We start from the raw sequence: 19,285 nt of genomic DNA, 5'->3' as shown, positions 1-19,285 counted from the left end.
AAGATGAGAAGGATAAGTAGAACTTTAAATGATATCAATGGACATTCCTCCTTCTATAAAATTTGTAATGGATCTCTGAAGTAGCCTTTATATTAGTATATGTATACATAATGAATCTTCTCAAAAAAAGGGTACCGTTCATCAAAAAACGGCAAATATCACAGTTTGATAATAAGGAGATGTTAACAATTAAGGTGATCATTATCGGATCAGGCATAGTTGGAGCGAGTGCTGCTTATCATTTAAGTAGAAACGGCATCGATGTTACAGTAATTGATGCGAACCATGAAGGTAGGGCATCTGCTGCAGGAGCTGGCATTGTTTGTCCATGGATTACTCATCATAAACATCCAGATTGGTATACATTGGCTCGAAGGGGAGCTTTGTATTATGGAGAGCTCACTAAAAAATTGGAACATGATGGTGAATGGGATATCGGATATAAACAGGTTGGTGCACTGGCGATAACCAAAGAGGATGAGGTAATAAAACAATTTCAAGCGGAGGCAATGAGCAAACGGGCTGCAGGTACGCCTGAGGTAGGAGATATTAAGCGCTTATCAGGGGAGGAAGCACGAGGTTTATTCCCACTATTGAATAGAGAGTATCAAGCACTTTATGTGAGTGGGGGAGCTAGGGTAGATGCACATTTACTTTGTCAAGCGATGCACAGAGCCTCTTCCTTACATGGGGCTCAATTTGTAGAAGGCAAAGCAAGTCTTACTCTAAAGAATGGGCATGTAGTCGGGGCAGAGGTAAATGGGGAATTATATGCGTGTGATCAGATCATTGTAACGACTGGCGCATGGACAAATGAGTTGCTTTCACCCCTTCATTATTCTATTGCTATTAAACCGCAACGTGGACAAATTATCCATTTCGGTGTGAAGGAACATATTACTTCAGACTGGCCAGTTGTTATACCGGATTCTAGTTACTATATGCTTGCCTTTGATGATCAAAGAATCGTTGTAGGTGCAACGAGAGAAACGGGGGCAGGATTTGACTATCGATTGACAGCTGGAGGAGTGAAAGAAGTGATTGAAGCAGGACTGGAGATGGCGGCATCATTAGAAAATAGTTCAATTTCCGAGATGCGTGTAGGTTTTAGACCAATGGGACCCGACACCCTTCCGTTATTAGGTAAACTGGAAGGACATCCTAATGTCACTATAGCAACAGGCTTGGGGCCGTCAGGGATAACAATGGGTCCTTACATAGGCGTAGTAGCTAGTGAAATCGCTTTGAATCATACTTTACCATTTGATCTTACTCCTTATGACCCCTTAAGATAATGAATGATGTTTTGCCTTGGTCATTGTTACCAAGGCAATTATTTTTGGAAAGGATGAGGTTTGTGATTTATAAAAAAGAGATAAAGGGTCAGGTTATAGAAGTGAAAATGGAATGGCCGTAAAAGTAGAAGTGTCGCTTGAAATAATCTCCATGTAATCTGCCGTTCATTGTAAGTGGAAATTGATTACGTGAAAATATAAAACAGATGTATATCTTACTCAAGAAGAAAAAAAAAGGGAGAATTGTAGCTAAAAAGAAGATGGAATCCGAGCAGAAAAAAAATTAGGCGTCATTCGCTAAGGAAAAACGCGCTAAAGATGATAGGGGATAAGGGGAAGAAAATTCTCCAAAACTTTGTTCAATATTGATTCATAGGTTAATTACTTAATAGGATATAGATGTTATTACCCACTTGCTTGATCTCTCCCAAAAAATGGCCAATCCCTTCTATAAAGATGCCATCTATTGTCTGTTCCGGAGGGTGATCAATGACAAATTGTAGCTGTAACACATCGTTTAATCCATTTTCTGTTAAGGCTAATACAGGTTGTGAAAAATATATGGACTGCTCTTGAAGACGTATGGTCATACCGTTTTTATGAAGGAAGTTTTTATGCGATTGTATGATATTCATAGGATAAAATTGTTGAATCCGGCCTTTCCCTATCAATGTAAGAAGCAACCCATTTGTTTTTTTAAAACTGCTAATTTCAAGCTCTTTATTCATTTCAGCTTCCCGAATAAGATTGTCTAAGGAATATGCCAGATGCATTTTCTTTGGTGCTCTAGCTATTGGTTCAAATTCTTTTTGTAAGATTTCATAAATAGTTAGTTGATGTTCAAATAATTCTTCTTTCCATTTTGGAGAGAATTTCTCAAGTAATAAACAAATAGCTAAACCTGAGGGATAGCAACTATGTCTTATACTATTTGTCATAATAGAGTAGTCTGTTAATGACTTTATATAACGCTCAAGTACCAGTTCATCTGTTTGGTTGACGATATCTTTATATGCAAGGAATTCGATAAAAAACGCCGGTCCTTCAATTGTTTCAATACGGCTTTCATACTGTACCAACTCATTGTACTGCTCTTTTCTTTTTTCTCGCCAATATATGAAGGCTTGAATCGCTTCTCTTTGTTTATTGATATTAGTAATACGTAATGCGTTGTTAAGACACTCTCTTTCTTGGATTCTCCATTGAATATTTTCTCTTTCAAGAGGATAAGCAATTCCTACTAATTCATTGGGAAAACGCTTTTCTTTCTTATGATATTGATGGCAATGAAAAAGCTCATGAATAAGGGTGGCGTATACTTCCTCTTTATTAAGATTATTTATGTCGACAACGGCTGTTGCTTCATTTTCGAAAATTATTGAGGTAGAGCCCGTAAATTGATTGTTCCATGGGAGAATGACTTCTTGACCATTAAATTGAGGATGCTGATATAAATAAACAGATTCATGATTATAATAGGCATAAGGTGAAGCGATAAAATGTGGCCAATAGTTTGGGAGTATTTTATGAATGGTAGTCACTTCAGTTAATTGTTGGTTAATCATAATCATCTCCTTCATCAGAAGTATTAGTAAATGATAATATATAACCCTAGTGCAATAATAGATAGGATAATCAGGATAATATATATAAGTGAAAGGTTTCTACTGTTTTTCTTTGTAGAAGATCGGTAATTGTCATCACTGCGACTTGTCAATAATAAAGTACCAACAATAGCAGCAATGAGTAAAAAGATAATAATGCCGTATAATACAGTCATGAGGTTCTCCTTTTCTCATACTTTTCAATCAACAAGGGGTATCTAGTCAAATGTCTTTCTTATGATTATAATGGAAGAGGTTGTATTTTTATAGCTATAAATTGTCACTTCTTTTTGAAGATATTGTGAAAAGGTTTACTTAAAAAGTTATAAATACTTTTTTAGTGTTACAATATAATTGAAATTTCTTATGGAAGGGAAAGTTCCTCTTGTTATGGAGAAAGGTATTAGCATGAATAATTCAATGCAGCAACTTGAAAAGCGTCAACCAATTACAAAAATTCTAGCTGCTACCATTAAAACAGGGATTATTAAATCCAATTTGTTTCCAATGTTCGCAGGGTTAACGCTCGCCTTATATACGTATGATTATGGTATTTTAGACAAGATACCAGCAATATTATTTGCCTTATTTGGTTCTATTTTTATTATCGGCTCTGCCGGTGCCTTCAATAATATTTATGATAGAGATATTGACTCTATTATGGAGCGTACGAAGACTAGACCTACAGTAACAGGAGATATCACTACTAAATCAGTGTTAATTTTAGCGACAGTGATGGGATTAGTAGGTATTATTTTGTTATCATTAGCAACTCCGCTAGCAGGATTGCTCGGTTTTTTAGGTTGGTTTTTTTATGTTGTACCTTATACTATGTGGACAAAAAGAAGAACCATTTATAATACGGAAGTTGGGAGTATCTCGGGAGCGATGCCTCCTTTAATCGGATGGGCTGCTATTCATCCAGATATTTTACACCCGGCAATATTAGGTCTATTCGTCATTCAAGTTATTTGGCAAATGCCACATTTTTATGCGATTGCCATTCGTAAACATGATGACTATAAAGCGGCAAATGTACCGATGTTACCTGTTGTAAAAGGAATACGTCGCACCTATTTACAAACAAATGTCTATCTTGTTTTGTTAATTTTAACAAGCTTTTTATTTTGGCCATTAAGCCCAGGGTTAACACTCGTATCATTGTTACTTGGTATTGGTTGGTTAATTCTTAGTATCTATGGTTATAAGAAGATGGATCCGAAGAAATGGGCAAACGCTTTATTCGCCTATTCACTTATCCATATGACAGTCCTTTTTTCAACTGTGATTATTTATTCTTTAGTTGGGATTATTTTTAATTTGAAGTAATTAAGTATGCGATCTTAGCATCATTTGAACTCGAACAATACAGTGTTCGAGTTTTTTTATTTGGTGAGCAAGTTGGGCAGTGGACAGTTCGATGTTCGTTCTTGCCAGTTCGCATGAAGTGCATGTGATGGTGATCAGAATAGGGGGTAACGCATCGCATCAAAAATCCGTGGCGAGGGTAAAAATTGATAGGAAAAGGCAAGAAACGCGTCAAAAATACGTGGTGAGGGTAAAAATTGATAGGAAAAGGTAAGAAACGCGTCAAAAATCCGTGGCGAGGGTAAAAATTGATAGGAAAAGGTAAGAAACGCGTCAAAAATCCGTGGCGAGGGTAAGATTTGATAGGAAAAGGTAAGAAACGCGTCAAAAATCCGTGGCGAGGGTAAGATTTGATAGGAAAAGGTAAGAAACGCGTCAAAAATTCGTGGCGAGGGTGAAATTTGATTGGAAAAGGCAAGAAACGCGTCAAAAATCCGTGGCGAGGGTGAAATTTGATTGGAAAAGGCAAGAAACGCGTCAGAAATTCGTGACGAGGGTAAAAATTGATAGGAAAAGGTAAGAAACGCGTCAAAAATACGTGGTGAGGGTAAGATTTGATAGGAAAAGGTAAGAAACGCGTCAAAAATCCGTGGCGAGGGTAAGATTTGATAGGAAAATGTAAGAAACGCGTCAAAAATTCGTAGCGGGAGAAAGATTTGATAGGAAAAGGTAAGAAACGCGTCAAAAATCCATGGCGGGAGAAAAATTTGATTGGATACCTGACGAGGAGGCGACTAAAAGCAGTGTCAAGTCGCCGAGTTATTTACTTTAACCATTAAGTAGATCAGATGCTACCGGATCCTTCTCGTGAGCGAATTGAATTTTATTCATCAATACATGGTTAATGGCATAAGAAAAGTAGCGCCCTGCCTTCCGAATGTTTTTAAGGTTTTCTTGCTTCCTTTTGTTTAATATTAACGATTGGCAGCTTAGAGGTATAATTCAGCATTTCTATCAATTGTTCGGTCATATGCGTCGGACTATATTTAAAACCTCCTTTTACCCAGGAAATAATAAGTCCATAGAGGCCATATACATGATAGTTTGTTAATAATTCATGATTAATGGCATTTGGGATGTGATCAAAGCCAATTTCATCATAGGAAAGCTGTGTTAAAACGGAAATAATCTTATCTTGAAATCCAGAGAGTGCGTGAGAATGTATCATTACTGAATAGAAACTTCCGTATTGATATACATGTTCAAAAATCTTTACACTTGATGTTGTTAAATCTTCAATATGTAATTTTCCAATGCCGATATATGGTTCGCGATAGCTCCGAATAAGGTCATCAAATATATCGTTGGTTAATTCTTCTAGTAATTCTTCTTTCGTCTGAAAATGCTTATAAAAGGTGCCGCGATTTAAATCCGCTTTTTGTACAAGGTCAGTCACTGTAATTTTTTCAAACTCTTTTTCAGCCATTAAAGTAATCAGAGCATCTTTTAGCCCTTTTTTAGATTTATGAATTCTTCGATCATTTTTCATCAACAATTCACCTTCCCTTTGTTGATTAACTTTTATTAATATACAAGTGATACCCAATGTATTTATTATTGAACAAATGCTATCTGTTTTGCATATTGTTACTTAAATTATAGAAGATTAAACTGAAAGAGTACAAACTATTTTGATAGCGCTTTAATGAAGGTGCATAAATGAAAGGGGTAATTTTCTATGAAACTGAAAGATCAAGTAGCCATTGTAACAGGTGCGGCATCTGGTATGGGAAAAGCAATTGCTGAGTTATACGCAAAAGAAGGTGCAAAAGTGGTTGCTGTCGACTTAAATAAAGCAGGTGTAGAAGCGGTTGTTGAAGCTATTAAAACGAGTGGTGGACAAGCACTAGCTCTTGGAGTAAATATTGCTAAATTAGATGAAGTTGAAGGGATGATTGATGCTGCTGTAGAAGAATACGGTACATTAGATATCTTAGTGAATAATGCAGGTATTATGGATGCAATGGAACCTGTAGGAGACATTACAGATGAAAAATGGGATCTTATCTTTGATATCAATACAAAAGGTGTGATGCGAGCTATGCGCAAAGCTATCCCGATTTTCCTTGAAAAAGGAAAAGGCGTGATTGTAAACACAGCTTCAACAGGCGGTTTAAACGGTGCGCATGCTGGGGCAGCATATGGAGCATCTAAGCATGCAGTTGTTGGCTTAACAAAAAACACTGGTTTTATGTATGCAAAAGAAGGAATCCGTTGTAATGCTATTGCTCCTGGTGGGGTGGCTACAAATATTGGGACTGCATTAAAACAACCGAATGAATTTGGTATGAGCCGTACGCAACTAGCATCAGCGGTGATGCCACGTGTCGGAACACCGGAAGAAATTGCGAAAGTGGCTTTATTTTTAGCTTCTGATGAATCGAGCTTCGTGAATGGTACGGTCATTACAGCTGACGCTGGCTGGACAGCAGCATTTTAATATACTATTTATACTTGCAGTTATAATTCCATATGTAAATGAAACCCAAACTCAACGTGTTTGGGTTTTTTTATTGATAAATTATCTCAATCTCTTGGTTCCTGTGATATTTTTTTTAGGTTCTTATTGAGTGATTCTCTTTTAATGGTATATGAACTGATTATGACTTAAAACGTGTTTGTTTTACAGCCACCTTTAGATGAAAGGGAATCAAAGTTTCCACCTAAACTACAACAATGAAAGCAATTTCATCATACGGCATCCCAATGCTCCCATTGCTTGTGATAAACTAAATATAATCAAAATGGAGAGAAGTGTTCGAGATGAAACAGGAAGTAATTATTAAATAGAACAATGTGCAGGTGATAAAAAAATAGAGGTACGGGGGGATGTTTAATTGGTATTAAATCATAGAGGGTTCGATGAATGGGCGAAGGAGTATGATCAATCCGTAAAATTATCTGAGGGAAAAGAGGCTTATCCTTTTGCTGGTTATCAAGACGTAATTAATCTTGTATATCATATGGCAGGACATCACCCGTCATCAACCATTTTAGATGTAGGGTTTGGCACGGGGACCTTAACAAAGCGATTGTACGATGACGGTCATAGCATCTATGGAATTGATTTCTCAAAAGAAATGATTGCCATTGCAAAGGAAAAAATGCCAAACGCTTATCTTTTTCAAAGAAATATGGAAGAAGGTCTTCCATTCGAATTTGAGAAGGAAAAATTTCATGCCATTATCTCTACCTATGCACTTCATCATGTAACAGATAGAAAAAAAATTGAATGGATTCAACAGCTATCCTTTTCGTTGCATGAAGGAGGGTCAATTATTATTGGAGATATTGCCTTTGAAACAAGAAGTGCGCATGATCAATGTAAAAACAGAAGTTATGAGGATTGGGATCATAGTGAATTTTATACCGTCTATGAGGAAATAAAGGAAGAATTAATAGCATTAAAGTTTAAAGTAGATTATAAGCAAATCTCTCATTGTGGAGGCGTATTATTCGTTCGACGTTAACTATATAACCCACTAAATTGAGAAAGGAATGAACCATGAATAAAAAGCAGAAGAGAATTGAGCAAATAACACGTTTGCATTCACCATTAAGATGTCCTATTTGTAAGGGAGATTTGAAGGTAGAAGACAATAGCCGACTAATCTGTAGCCACCTTCATAGTTTTGATATTACAAAGCAGGGCTATATCAACGTCCTAACTCATAAAGTAAACAGTCATTATGATAAGGAGTTATTTGAAGCAAGAAAACAAATCATCACAAAAACAAAACTATACAATCCGTTACAACAATTAATCATTTCGCATATAAAGGAGCTTAGTCCAGGACAGATGATTGCTGATGCTGGTTGCGGTGAAGGCTCGCATTTACATATGATCTTAGAAAAGCTAAATGTAACTGAGCAAAAGTATGTAGGAGTCGGTTTAGATATTGCTAAAGAAGCAGTTAAAATGGCAGCGGGCAATGATGATGAGTGGATATGGCTTGTTGGGGATTTGGCGAATCTACCCTTCACCGACCATTCTGTAGATGTGCTATTAAATATTCTATCACCTTCTAATTATCAGGAGTTTAAAAGGGTGTTACGAGAGGGTGGCATCGTAATTAAGGTTGTCCCCCGTCCTAATTATTTATTTGAGTTAAGAAGTGCGTTATCGAAAAATAATCACTATGATAATCAAGAGATACTACAATTGTTTAAAGAACATTTTCATGTTATCAGTCAAAAAAGTTTGCATTACACTGTAGAACTTAGTAGTGAAGAGAAGAAACAACTTGTAAAAATGACACCCCTCACATGGAGTGGGCAAGAAAATACGAAGAGGTTATTTATTGAGGGTGATCATAATCAAATTACGGTTGACCTTGAAGTGATCGTCGGAAAAATAAAATAAAATTGAAGCTGGGGGAAATACATTATAATCCCTGGATTTATTTAAACATTCTGCCTCATAGAGTCTAAATGAAGGGAGGAGGCAAGTATGCAAGATGAGATAATGGAAGCGTTAAGATTAAGAAAGCAAGGTGAATGGTTATTATCTAATCAGCTTTTTTTGAAGATGTTGGAATCTTTTCCCGATGATGCAAACCTTTTATACCAAAGTGCTTGGAGTTACGACTTGCTCGGTGAAGAAAGAAAAGCCGTGCCCCTCTATGAAAAAGCCATTCAAAAAGGATTGAAAGAGGACCTGGAAGGGGCTTATATTGGTTTAGGCAGTACACTTAGAACGTTAGGGGAATATGAAAAATCTAAAGCAGTATTAGAGGAAGGATTCCATCAATTTCCCCATAACGGAGCACTAGTGACATTTTTAGCGATGACTTTATATAACTTAGGGGAACATGAATTAGCGATGAATCATTTGTTGAGATTATTGGCTAATACTTCAAGGGATGAATCAATTACTGCTTATCAAGAAGCGATTCATTTTTATCGCGAGCAATTGAATAAAACATGGGAGTAGGTAAGCATCGAATGATTAATATAGCAGAGTTACAAAAAGAGGTTGGACAATTTAGTAAAGAAAAAGGCTTTGATAAAAACAGCGTCGAGGCTCGTGCACTCTTTCTAATGACGGAGGTAGGTGAAGTGGCAAAGGAAGTATTATCACTTTCATGGGAAGAGGATAAGGAAGTGGTGAAAGAACGCCTAGGTTTAGAGCTATATGATGTAGTATGGAATGTGTGCGAGCTAGCGAATAAATTAGATATAGATTTAGAGAAAGCCTTTGTACAAAAAAGTGAAATTAATCGCAGCAGAACTTGGGAATAAAAAAAGTGGTTGAATGAAAATCAACCCCTTTGAATAATTAGTAATGATCTTGAATCGTGAAACGAATGGAAAAGGTTGTCCCAGAAGAGTCTGTAGTAAAATCAATATTAGCATTATTTCTTTTGGCAATGGCAAACGAGATAGCTAGCCCTAGACCAGTTCCCTTTTCTTTTGTTGTAAAAAAGGGGGTAGAAATCTTGTTCATTACTTCAGGGGCAATTCCTGTACCTTCGTCTGTTATAGATAATACGACTTGACCACGATCTAAGTATGTACTGATATGTATAGATGCTTTCGCATGCATTGCATCTAAAGAATTATTTACCATATTAATAATTAATTGACGAATCTCGTTTTGATCTAAATTTAATAGTGGTAAAGGGTGCAGCTGAAGATGGATTTTTTTATTTTCTTTAATGGCTCTCGTCTCTAGCAATGGATAGATAGATTGAATAATTTCGTTGAGATGTTCCTTCTCTTTTCGACTAGGCTTATTCTTGGCCATATCTAGAAATTCACTAATAATGGAATTGACACGATCAATTTCATTAATCATTAATAGAAAAATTTCTTGGTATTTTAGTAAATCTTCATTTTTTTCTACTAACTGAAGAAAGCCTTTCACAGTTGTTAGTGGATTACGCACTTCATGCGCTACACCAGCTGCCATTTCCCCAATCAACCGTAATTTTTCATAATAAGCTCTTCTTTCATTTTCTTTCTTCGTCTCTGTTATATCCTGCATAATCACTAGAAGACCTTTTGTATCGGGTATTGTTTTCACTTTAAAATAATTAGTATTTGCGTATGAGAGGTCAAAACTAATCCCTCTTTGCTTCTTGTATGATTGATATAACTGTTTACATACTTTCCTACATAAATCTGGTATAGCCTCACAAATATTTCTGCCTAGTATTTCGTCTTTTACGATATTAAACATATTTTCTGCTGAACGATTAACAAATAAAAGTTGCATATCCTTGTTTAAATAATAGCAGCCATCAGAAATATTTAGGAGTATCTGGTGGAGGTGAATATTATTTAATCGATTCTCTTCGGGCAAGATAGAAAAGTTCTTTGTCGTAGTCATCTGATGTAAAATCGCTCCTCTCAAATGATTGTTAGTTTAATAGAGAGGCTAAGAGAATTACTCGAAGCCTCTTTATAAAAACAATACTTCTCTATTCTATTGTGATGGAGTATAGACCAAATCCATTATTACTTGGCCCAATATATTGAATGGGGCTATTTTCATTAAGTAAATCTTTAGCCTCTATGGACGATTCAAATTGAATATTTGGTGTATTTAAAACAGACGTGAATGTCCAGTTATTATCTGCCGTAGGATCGATGGTGCCTTGCTCAAGAATGTAATCAATGATTACTTGTCTGTTTTCATCTGGATACATAGTAACTGATTGTTGGTTTCTTACACCTGGGAACTGCCCACTTGCGCGATAATTATTAGTCGCTACAATGAAGTTTTGCTCAAGATTAATCGGTGAACCATTATAGCTTAAACCTTTGATTCTATTCGCATTTTCATTGATCAATTTTCCTTCAGTATCATATTTGGCAGGATCTGTTACATCAATTTCATAAGTGACTCCGTCTATCACATCAAAGTTATATGTTGGAAATTGCTCATTTATTAAAGGTTGTGTTTGTTCCTCACCAGGTAAGATTTGATTAAACTGACCAGCAGACATTTCTAACCATTCTTTTATATCAGCGCCGGTGACTTTAATGGCTGCAACCGTGTTTGGATACAAATATAAATCAGCGACATTTTTAATCGCTATCGTTCCTTCAGGTATATAAGTATAATAATTTGCTCCATTACGTCCGCCAGCTTTAAAAGGAGCTCCAGCAGATAAAATCGGAGTACCCTCTTCTGGTGTGCCAGCTAGTTGTTTTTCTAAATACCATTTCTGTGCATTTGTAACAATTTGAATGGAGGGATCATCTTTTATTAATGCAAAGTAACTATGAATATTGGCAGTCGTATTGCCAACAGGTTGTCTTACATATTCTAACGTTTGTTCATGAGAAAGTTGGATGGCATCGAGTATGTCTGGATCGGCAATTGTATTGGTTTCGCTTTCTGAATTATATACGCTTCGCAATTCAGACTGGACATTGTTTACTTTCCAATGTCCAAAGGAAGTGGTAAGTGATAAATCAATGACACCTAAATGATTACCCCAGTTACCAGGCATAACAACGGGTACACCATTAATTGTCCCTTTCTCTTCATTCACTCCCGGTAAGTCTGAAAAGTCTCCTGGAAAGAGCTTATGGTTATGACCAGAAATAATAGCATCGATTCCTTTTACTTTTGTTAGCGCATATGTAGCATCTTCATCCATCTCTGTATAATTTTCCGTTCCCATTCCAGAATGAGCGAGGACAATAACTAGATCGGCACCGGCTCTTTTCATTTTAGGAATGGTTTCTTTAACAGATTGGACGATATCTTTCGTATAGACTTTCCCTTCTAAATTCGCTCTATCCCATTCAGTTATTTGTGGTGTCACAACACCAGTTACACCGATATTTAATAAGTGAGGAAATCCCCTCTCATCTCTTACTATTTTTCTAATGATTTTGTATGGCTGGAAATACTGCTTTTCCTTCCCTTTCCCTTTTTTTACGTGATAGACATTGCTGTTCACATAAGGGAAGGGGGCATCATTTAATGTTTCATTTAAAAATGATAATCCATAATTAAATTCATGATTCCCTACAGTAGCAGCATCATAATCTAGAAGCTTCATAGCTTGGAATACCGGATGTAATTCTCCAGGTTTGATCGGATTGATCTTAGCTTTATAATCCCCTAATGGATTCCCTTGAATCAGATCACCATTGTCGAAAAGAAAGCTATTGCTCTCCTCCGTCCTTGCTTCTTTAATTAATGTGGCTGTTTTTGCTAGTCCGAAATCCTCCACTTCTTTGTCTTGATAATAATCGTAGTTGGAAAGGTTGGTGTGAATATCAGTCGTCCCCAATAAGCGAATATCTACTTTGCTTTTAAAAGGATTTGGAAAATGATTCGTTTCTGCTGCCTCTGCCTGATAAATTCTTGGTAAAGAAGAAATTACGAGGATAATAGTAAGACATAAAAAAGTAATTTTCCTTATCAAAATCGACACAACTCCTCTGTATTCATTTTTTAATCTTCACTCGAAACCATATAATAAATAATCTATTTTTCAACATAATAGTAACTATTTTCTATTTTTTTTGATAGAGGAGAAAAGAAGGGTTTTTGTTATAGAATTTCCTTAGAATAACAAAGAAGAACAAGAATTTTTGTATAATGGGGGACTTTTATCGTGAGTATTTCCAAAAAAATAGTTCAAATGTTTTCTTCATTTCTTTTTCAGTGCATCATCACGATTACTTAGATTTTTTTGATGGAATTAAGTTTAGTTATTAATATGAACGATGTTCGGATGCAAAATATGATTCTAAGTAAAAGGAGAGGATATTTTAAAATGCCGTTGCATAGGATGGTAAAGTAGCTTTTACTGAATGATCTATAAGGGGGTTGGACGAGCATGATGTATGATTGTATCATTATAGGCGGTGGTCCTGCGGGGTTAAGCGCAGCTTTAGTATTAGGTCGAGCAAATAGAACTGTACTGATACTTGATCATCATCGTCCGAGGAACCGATTTACCACCTATTCACATGGTTTTTTGACACGTGATGGCATAGAAGTAGAACAGTTTAGACAGACAGCTTATGAGGAAATCATGCATTACCCTTCTGTTACAATAAAAAATCATGAAGTAATCCATGCAAGGAAAAATGACCAATCTTTCGTTATAGTGACGTTAGATAAAGAAGTATTCGAAGGAAGAAAAATCATCGTTTCAACCGGAATTAGAGAAAGACTACCCCAAATTAAAGGATTAGCCTCTTTGTATGGAAAAAGTGTGCATAATTGTTTTTATTGTGATGGTTGGGAGTTGAGAGAGAAGAAAATTGCTGTTTTATACGATCATCTTGGTTCGCTACATTTGATCAAACTTATTCATCAAATAACTAAACATATAGTAGTATGTACTAATGGTTTTCCGATAGATAGTAGAACAAGGGATCAGTTACAAAGTAAACAAATCCTTATCATAGATTTTCCGATTAAGGAATTAGTTGGAGAAGCAGGAAGTCTTTCTGCTATACTCTTTACAAATGGTAGAACTGAAAAGGTTGATTCCCTTTTTGTCAGTCCAAGATGGGAACATAATGGCACCATTTTATATGGATTAGGCTGCAAGAAAGATGTAAATGGTAGAGTAGTTCGTGATCTTCATAATCGGACGACTATATTTGGTGTGTATGCGACTGGTGACGCTGCATTTATATCTCCTTCTCAAGTAGCGATTGCTGTTGGCGATGGTTCGCGTACGGCTATAACAGTTTCAGGTGATTTGGCAAATGAGGATTTTAAATAAGATTTCATTTGGCTCACGTTTTTTGTAGGTTATTGTTTGTCCCCCTTTCACATCCTCCCACAATTTCTTCATAAAAAATAATCGATTCCTTACATTCTTTATTGTTATTTTTTTATTAAAGTACGAATGATTGGGACATATGTCCTTTTCAAAAAATGTTTGTTATCTTTAAATAAGAAAAGGAATGAAGAGGAGATGGGTGTTGGACATGAGTCGAGTGGACGTTCAGTTTTATATGGATAAATATAATCTGCACGAGGTGTTACCGGAAAGGCTGTATCCTCATCTGAGCTTGCATACTGTAGAAAAGGGAGAGCAGCTTTGTAGACAAGGAGAACAGGCGAAGGCATTGTACATCGTAGTAAAAGGAAAAGCAAAAGTATTTACAACATCTATGGAAGGAAAAACACTTGTACTTTCATTTCAAACACCGATTGAGTTGATCGGGGATATTGAATATATCCAAAACATTGATATTATCAATACAGTTGAAGCGGTATCTTCAGTAACAGTTATAAAAATCCCATATAAATTTCTCCGTAAACATTGCGAACAATATTCACCGTTTCTCATGTTTTTGCTAAAGGTTATTACGGATAAATTTAATGCAAAGTCAAATTTTTTAAAATTGAATGTGCTTTATCCAGTAGAAGTCAGACTAGCTAGCTATTTATTATCGCATTCATTTGATGAGGAACACTCATTAGTGACGGGTATGCATAGTACAAAAAATTTAAAAGATACTGCTAATCTCATTGGAACGAGTTATCGCCACTTAAATCGAGTGGTTCAACAGTTTAGTGATCTTGGTTTAGTTGAAAGAAAAGACAAATGGATTCAGATTAAAGATTGGGAGGGCCTGCGGGAAATGGCTGGTTCGTCCCTATATGAATGAAACAACAGGAGAGGCTATATATGAAAAAGTATCAATATTTATTTTTTGATGTGGACGACACATTATTAGATTTTAGACATACGGAAAAAAGGGCATTAGAGCGTTTGTTTGAACAAGAAAATATCGTATTAACTGATGACATAAAAGGGGATTATCACCGCTTTAATAAAGGGTTATGGCATGCGCATGAACGGGGAGAGATTGGCAAAGAGGAACTTTTAAACACGAGATTTACCGAGTTCTTCCGACTTCATGGAAAGCAAGTAGACGGCTTAACAATGGAACGGAGTTACCGCAATTTCTTATCCGAAGGACATGAACAATTAGATGGAGCGCTCTCGCTTATTCAACAACTATCGACGCAATATGACCTTTTTATTATGACGAATGGTGTAGCGCAAACGCAAAATCGTAGGTTACGTGATTCCGGGTTGTTTCCTTATTTTAAAAATATCTTTATCTCAGAAGAAACTGGTTTTCATAAGCCTATGAAAGCATACTTCGATTATTGTTTCCAGAGTATAGATCAGTTTAATTGTGGAAAAGCACTCATTATTGGTGATTCTTTAGTAGCTGATATAAAAGGTGGTCTTGCTGCTGGAATGGATGCTTGTTGGATGAATGTTGCAAAAGTAGCTAATGACACAGACATTACACCCACTTATGAAATCAATAAGTTAGTCGAGCTCTTACCTATATTAGAAAGGAGGGAGTTCATTGACTCATAATCCAAAGGGTAAAGAACGATTGATACTAGCATTACTTTTAGGGATGCTAGCGACATTAGGACCATTAAATATAGATATGTATTTACCAAGCTTTCCGAGTATTGCTTCGGACTTAGAGACATCGGCTTCTATGGTCCAATTGAGTTTAACGGCTTGTTTAATTGGTTTGGCTTTTGGACAATTGGTGATTGGACCGATTAGTGACGCAAAAGGAAGGAGAAAACCACTTTTAATTTCTATTCTACTTTTTGCTGGTGCCTCTTTTTTATGTGCAGTTGCCCCTAATATTACAACCCTTGTTATTGCAAGATTTTTGCAAGGAGCTACTGCCTCTGCGGGAGTTGTCTTATCGAGAGCGGTTGTTAGAGACACATTTAGTGGAAGAGAACTAACGAAATTTTTTGCGCTATTGATGGTCATTAATGCGGTTGCTCCGTTAGTCGCTCCCATTGCAGGGGGAGGCATTTTGCTTTTTCCTTCTGCGAGTTGGCATTGGATATTTATAAGCTTAGGAATCATAGGTTTAATCATTTTCTTAATTGTATTTTTAAAACTTAAGGAATCCTTACCTGTAGAGAAGCGTAGACCAAGCTCTTTGAAATCCACGTTTCGGACAATGGCAGAGTTGAGTACAGACCGTTCTTTTATTAGCTATGCTTTAATCGTTGGATTTGTTCATGGAGGAAGTTTTGCTTATGTCTCAGGTACACCGTTTGTTTATCAAGGGATTTATGGTGTTTCACCGCAAGTATTTAGTATTCTATTTGGCATAAATGGACTTGCAATTATAACCGGGAGCACCATCGTAGGTCGTTTAGGTGGAAAAGTGACAGAGAAAAAATTGTTAAAAATCGCGGTCACAGTCGCTGCATCGTCGACATTATTCTTACTTTTGATGACGATTATAAAAGGACCGCTTGCATTAATCGTCATTCCAATCTTTATTTATATGCTCTCAATGGGAATGGTTTTGACAAGTTCGTTTACATTAGCAATGGAATTCCAAGGACATCGTGCAGGCAGTGCAAGTGCCATTTTAGGAATGCTTCCTCTTGTGGTAGGAGCGACGGTTTCTCCATTAGTAGGGTTGAATGAATCAACAGCTATACCGATGGGAGCCATTTTGTTCGTTACATCCTTTATTGGTTTTACCCTCTTCTTCACTGTTGCCAATCGTGATGAAAAGACACAAATAAATGTATAGAAGCATAGGATGAATCATTCATCTGAACAAATTGGACTGCATCTCAATTGTTAGAATCTAACAAATGGAGGTGCAGTTTCTTTATGGACAAATGATAGGAAGAATATGGAGGGGAACTCTTCTTATTTAGAATTTGAGCACCTATTTAAAAAGTCATGGAAAATCTGCACAGATTGAACTTGTATTGATTAATCAATAGTTACGAAAAGGTATAAAGTGGGTAGGTAATGGAGGAGTTAAGTAGGTTTAGGGCATAGGAAATTAGAAGTTTTCTTTGTCATAGAAACATCTATGGATCAAATAAATGTCTCGCTCAAGCAATAAAAGGACAAGTTTTTTAAAGACTACGGATTCTAGAAAGTTTTTTTGACATTGGGAAACCACCACATTTAATCGACAACTTGATCAGTATCGATCACTTCTTGCAAAAGAGAGATATGTTCATCGATAATATGAATTCTTGGATCTTGGGGGTTAGTAATATGTTTTTTCATATCTTGCAAAAAATGCAATTCTCTTTCCATCAATTGTCTTTCTATTGAATCAAGCATATATGAAAACTCCTTTAAATGAAAAATAATAGAGGTTGTCCCTTCTTTCTATTATTATATGCACGGCAGTCTATTATATACATTACATTATTGCCACCTTTATTATTATACCTATATTTTTTTCCTAGATACAGTGCAAATTTCCTGATTGATAGTGAAGAAAGAGAACTTCATTTAATTTTCAATTTTTCTTTAAGTAAAGAAGGAGTATTTCAATCAGAGCAGGAATGAGTATAGTTTAAGTAATAATAGAGAGGAAGATGTGAAGTGAATCAAGTTTTATTAATAATTGATGCACAAGAAGCATTAATTGAGGAGGAAAACGGTCAAACGCCCGTCTATCAAAAAGAGCAGCTGATTACTACAATAAATATATTAATTGAACAAGCGGAGAAAAATGATATTGACGTTATATTTGTAAGAGATCTAGATGTAGGCGGTGGGAGTGGAGATGGCTTTCAAGTACATCACTTAATTAAGGTACCTGAAAAATCTTCCAAAAAAATGTTTAATAAACTTGCGACGAATGCTTTTTACGAAACTGGTTTATTAAATTACCTAAAAGAGAGGAATATTCAACATCTAATTATTGCAGGATGTCAAACGGAATATTGTATTGATACAGCTGTCCGATATGCAACTGTTAATGGTTTTGATGTTACTTTAATTAAAGATGGACACTCGACAATTGATTCAACAGTTTTACCTGCTGAGAAAATCATTGCTCACCATAATCAAACCCTTCATGGTCACTATAATGTTGATCATTTTTCAGTCGTAAGAGGTAGTCATGAAGCTGTCTTTATCCCACCTCACAATGAATACAGGAAGGAGTGGGCAGTTGAGCAAGAGCAACTAAAATAAGAAACTTATCCTTACTGAGTTGCCAAGAGAGTCTGCCCTACTAAATATTTGTTGAGCAGACTCTCCTAGTCAAACATCGCCGACTACCATTGTCATATGTTGAGGTAAGATAGAAATTGAAGTGGGTGTTTCGGCAATTAATTCTCCATCACAATCAATTTTTTGAATTGGTTGAGCTTCTATCTTTAATGATTTTGTTCGGAAATAGACGATTTCATCATTATTTTTATCTGGATAATCGTCTTTTACTTGTGATTGGAACCAGGTCCAAAAATTTTGCATACTGGCTTGTTTAATAATTAACACATCAAGTAAGCCATCTTGGATATTTGCTTGAGGAAAGAAGGATTGCATACCGCCTAAATAAGAACCATTTCCTATTACCACCATGACAGCATCATCATCATAGGTGCAATGATCACTTTCAATTTTTAAATGGAAGACTTCGTTTTGAAAAATAAGCTTAGACGCTTGAATATAGTAAGACATTTTACCAAGTTTTTTACTATTATTATCCATTTGCTCTGATACTTTTGAAATTAAGCCAATTCCCCAGAAGTTCAAAAAGTATTGATGATTAAAAGTACCGATATCTATTTGTTTTATCTTTTTTTCTTTAATCTGTTTGGCGGCAAATCTTGGTTCTTGATTTATGCCAATGGTTCTTGAAAAATCATTACATGTGCCTCCAGGTAAGATAGCAAATGCTGGTCTCACTTGCAATGGTGCTAATGCATTGACTAGTTCAAAGATTGTTCCATCTCCGCCAGCGCCGATAATTAAATCCACTGAAGACGCAAGTTTTTCCACGTATTTAGCGCCATCACCCTCCTGTTTTGTTTGATATATTTTCACATTTGTAAAAGTTTCTTTTAATTCTGTTTCAATTTCTTCGATTTGATTTAATAATTTCTTGTTCCCTGCATGAGGATTTAAAATAATCGCTACAGTATTCATGACTCCATTCCCCCTTTCATAAGTACATACTTCCCGTTTTATTTGTAAATGTAGCATGAATTTGAAAAAAATATATTATTAATTCGAGATATTTTACTTGAAGATAAATCAATTG

Annotated in this window: 19 protein-coding genes; 12 read left to right on the top strand and 7 right to left on the bottom strand. The window is 35.9% G+C overall.

The window, feature by feature from the left end; genetic code table 11:
• Positions 1 to 179 precede the first annotated feature (179 nt).
• Positions 180 to 1,295, top strand: coding sequence for an NAD(P)/FAD-dependent oxidoreductase (locus tag MKX29_RS03305; protein ID WP_341103949.1), 1,116 nt, complete (start codon positions 180 to 182; stop codon positions 1,293 to 1,295).
• A 377-nt stretch (positions 1,296 to 1,672) separates the two neighbouring features.
• Here MKX29_RS03305 and MKX29_RS03300 read toward each other — a convergent pair whose 3' ends face one another.
• Positions 1,673 to 2,860, bottom strand: a complete 1,188-nt coding sequence (locus MKX29_RS03300) for a hypothetical protein (RefSeq protein WP_341103948.1) — start codon at positions 2,858 to 2,860, stop codon at positions 1,673 to 1,675.
• Positions 2,861 to 2,883: 23 nt separating this feature from the next.
• Complete coding sequence (locus MKX29_RS03295; protein WP_191815185.1) at positions 2,884 to 3,075, bottom strand: hypothetical protein; 192 nt, start codon at positions 3,073 to 3,075, stop codon at positions 2,884 to 2,886.
• A gap of 232 nt (positions 3,076 to 3,307) precedes the next feature.
• Between MKX29_RS03295 and cyoE the strand changes: the two genes are divergently transcribed.
• Positions 3,308 to 4,228 (top strand): heme o synthase, encoded by a 921-nt coding sequence (cyoE, locus tag MKX29_RS03290; RefSeq protein ID WP_224934946.1) that lies wholly within the window; start codon positions 3,308 to 3,310, stop codon positions 4,226 to 4,228.
• Positions 4,229 to 5,150: 922 nt separating this feature from the next.
• On the opposite strand, the gene MKX29_RS03285 is transcribed toward cyoE, so the two are convergent.
• Positions 5,151 to 5,756: a TetR/AcrR family transcriptional regulator gene (locus tag MKX29_RS03285; RefSeq protein ID WP_224934948.1), complete on the bottom strand. Its 606-nt coding sequence runs from the start codon at positions 5,754 to 5,756 to the stop codon at positions 5,151 to 5,153.
• A 189-nt stretch (positions 5,757 to 5,945) separates the two neighbouring features.
• On the opposite strand from MKX29_RS03285, the gene MKX29_RS03280 reads away from it, so the two are divergent.
• From MKX29_RS03280 to MKX29_RS03260, 5 genes are all read left to right on the top strand, one after another.
• Positions 5,946 to 6,707 (top strand): SDR family oxidoreductase, encoded by a 762-nt coding sequence (locus MKX29_RS03280; RefSeq protein WP_251162884.1) that lies wholly within the window; start codon positions 5,946 to 5,948, stop codon positions 6,705 to 6,707.
• Between the two features lie 397 nt (positions 6,708 to 7,104).
• Positions 7,105 to 7,737: a class I SAM-dependent methyltransferase gene (locus tag MKX29_RS03275; protein ID WP_341103942.1), complete on the top strand. Its 633-nt coding sequence runs from the start codon at positions 7,105 to 7,107 to the stop codon at positions 7,735 to 7,737.
• Positions 7,738 to 7,772: 35 nt separating this feature from the next.
• Entirely contained in the window at positions 7,773 to 8,630 is an 858-nt protein-coding gene (locus MKX29_RS03270) for a putative RNA methyltransferase (protein ID WP_095370274.1), read from the top strand.
• 87 nt (positions 8,631 to 8,717) lie between these two features.
• Positions 8,718 to 9,200, top strand: a complete 483-nt coding sequence (locus MKX29_RS03265; RefSeq protein WP_095370273.1) for a tetratricopeptide repeat protein — start codon at positions 8,718 to 8,720, stop codon at positions 9,198 to 9,200.
• Positions 9,201 to 9,214: 14 nt separating this feature from the next.
• Entirely contained in the window at positions 9,215 to 9,508 is a 294-nt protein-coding gene (locus tag MKX29_RS03260; protein ID WP_095373515.1) for a MazG-like family protein, read from the top strand.
• Between the two features lie 37 nt (positions 9,509 to 9,545).
• Here MKX29_RS03260 and MKX29_RS03255 read toward each other — a convergent pair whose 3' ends face one another.
• Positions 9,546 to 10,598 (bottom strand): ATP-binding protein, encoded by a 1,053-nt coding sequence (locus tag MKX29_RS03255; RefSeq protein ID WP_095370272.1) that lies wholly within the window; start codon positions 10,596 to 10,598, stop codon positions 9,546 to 9,548.
• A gap of 91 nt (positions 10,599 to 10,689) precedes the next feature.
• Positions 10,690 to 12,654 (bottom strand): bifunctional 2',3'-cyclic-nucleotide 2'-phosphodiesterase/3'-nucleotidase, encoded by a 1,965-nt coding sequence (locus tag MKX29_RS03250; protein WP_341103939.1) that lies wholly within the window; start codon positions 12,652 to 12,654, stop codon positions 10,690 to 10,692.
• Between the two features lie 417 nt (positions 12,655 to 13,071).
• Here MKX29_RS03250 and MKX29_RS03245 point away from each other — a divergent pair, with 417 nt between their 5' ends.
• The 4 genes from MKX29_RS03245 to MKX29_RS03230 all read left to right on the top strand — a co-directional run bounded on the left by MKX29_RS03245 (position 13,072) and on the right by MKX29_RS03230 (position 16,798).
• Positions 13,072 to 13,971 carry an NAD(P)/FAD-dependent oxidoreductase gene (locus tag MKX29_RS03245; RefSeq protein ID WP_341103938.1) on the top strand — a complete coding sequence of 300 codons (900 nt, stop codon included), beginning with the start codon at positions 13,072 to 13,074 and terminating at the stop codon, positions 13,969 to 13,971.
• A 208-nt stretch (positions 13,972 to 14,179) separates the two neighbouring features.
• The gene (locus tag MKX29_RS03240) at positions 14,180 to 14,866 is read left to right on the top strand and encodes a Crp/Fnr family transcriptional regulator (RefSeq protein WP_341103936.1); all 687 of its coding nucleotides are present in this window, start codon (positions 14,180 to 14,182) and stop codon (positions 14,864 to 14,866) included.
• A gap of 20 nt (positions 14,867 to 14,886) precedes the next feature.
• Complete coding sequence (locus MKX29_RS03235) at positions 14,887 to 15,594, top strand: YjjG family noncanonical pyrimidine nucleotidase (RefSeq protein WP_341103934.1); 708 nt, start codon at positions 14,887 to 14,889, stop codon at positions 15,592 to 15,594.
• Positions 15,584 to 16,798, top strand: coding sequence for a Bcr/CflA family efflux MFS transporter (locus tag MKX29_RS03230; RefSeq protein WP_095370268.1), 1,215 nt, complete (start codon positions 15,584 to 15,586; stop codon positions 16,796 to 16,798). The genes MKX29_RS03235 and MKX29_RS03230 overlap by 11 nt, the downstream gene beginning before the upstream one ends.
• A gap of 389 nt (positions 16,799 to 17,187) precedes the next feature.
• On the opposite strand, the gene MKX29_RS03225 is transcribed toward MKX29_RS03230, so the two are convergent.
• Positions 17,188 to 17,349, bottom strand: coding sequence for a hypothetical protein (locus MKX29_RS03225; RefSeq protein ID WP_157733771.1), 162 nt, complete (start codon positions 17,347 to 17,349; stop codon positions 17,188 to 17,190).
• Between the two features lie 267 nt (positions 17,350 to 17,616).
• On the opposite strand from MKX29_RS03225, the gene MKX29_RS03220 reads away from it, so the two are divergent.
• Positions 17,617 to 18,213: an isochorismatase family protein gene (locus MKX29_RS03220; protein ID WP_341103931.1), complete on the top strand. Its 597-nt coding sequence runs from the start codon at positions 17,617 to 17,619 to the stop codon at positions 18,211 to 18,213.
• 69 nt (positions 18,214 to 18,282) lie between these two features.
• Here MKX29_RS03220 and MKX29_RS03215 read toward each other — a convergent pair whose 3' ends face one another.
• Positions 18,283 to 19,170, bottom strand: coding sequence for a diacylglycerol/lipid kinase family protein (locus MKX29_RS03215; protein ID WP_341103929.1), 888 nt, complete (start codon positions 19,168 to 19,170; stop codon positions 18,283 to 18,285).
• Between the last annotated feature and the right edge of the window lie 115 nt (positions 19,171 to 19,285).

It is taken from the genome of Cytobacillus sp. FSL R7-0696 (genome assembly GCF_038006865.1).
GTDB lineage: Bacteria > Bacillota > Bacilli > Bacillales > Cytobacillaceae > Cytobacillus > Cytobacillus kochii.
Note: the sequence above shows the minus strand (reverse complement) of the source record. Positions and strands in the feature narration are given on the sequence as shown.

Bases quoted from the DNA above. Each gene is read 5' to 3' on its own strand.
- MKX29_RS03300 (WP_341103948.1), bottom strand. From the start codon at position 2,860: ATGATTAACCAACAATTAACTGAAGTGACTACCATTCATAAAATACTC.
- cyoE (WP_224934946.1), top strand. From the start codon at position 3,308: ATGAATAATTCAATGCAGCAACTTGAAAAGCGTCAACCAATTACAAAA.
- MKX29_RS03280 (WP_251162884.1), top strand. From the start codon at position 5,946: ATGAAACTGAAAGATCAAGTAGCCATTGTAACAGGTGCGGCATCTGGT.
- MKX29_RS03255 (WP_095370272.1), bottom strand. From the start codon at position 10,598: ATGACTACGACAAAGAACTTTTCTATCTTGCCCGAAGAGAATCGATTA.
- MKX29_RS03295 (WP_191815185.1), bottom strand. From the start codon at position 3,075: ATGACTGTATTATACGGCATTATTATCTTTTTACTCATTGCTGCTATT.
- MKX29_RS03245 (WP_341103938.1), top strand. From the start codon at position 13,072: ATGATGTATGATTGTATCATTATAGGCGGTGGTCCTGCGGGGTTAAGC.
- MKX29_RS03270 (WP_095370274.1), top strand. From the start codon at position 7,773: ATGAATAAAAAGCAGAAGAGAATTGAGCAAATAACACGTTTGCATTCA.
- MKX29_RS03225 (WP_157733771.1), bottom strand. From the start codon at position 17,349: ATGCTTGATTCAATAGAAAGACAATTGATGGAAAGAGAATTGCATTTT.
- MKX29_RS03215 (WP_341103929.1), bottom strand. From the start codon at position 19,170: ATGAATACTGTAGCGATTATTTTAAATCCTCATGCAGGGAACAAGAAA.
- MKX29_RS03265 (WP_095370273.1), top strand. From the start codon at position 8,718: ATGCAAGATGAGATAATGGAAGCGTTAAGATTAAGAAAGCAAGGTGAA.
- MKX29_RS03305 (WP_341103949.1), top strand. From the start codon at position 180: ATGTTAACAATTAAGGTGATCATTATCGGATCAGGCATAGTTGGAGCG.
- MKX29_RS03285 (WP_224934948.1), bottom strand. From the start codon at position 5,756: ATGAAAAATGATCGAAGAATTCATAAATCTAAAAAAGGGCTAAAAGAT.
- MKX29_RS03235 (WP_341103934.1), top strand. From the start codon at position 14,887: ATGAAAAAGTATCAATATTTATTTTTTGATGTGGACGACACATTATTA.
- MKX29_RS03240 (WP_341103936.1), top strand. From the start codon at position 14,180: ATGAGTCGAGTGGACGTTCAGTTTTATATGGATAAATATAATCTGCAC.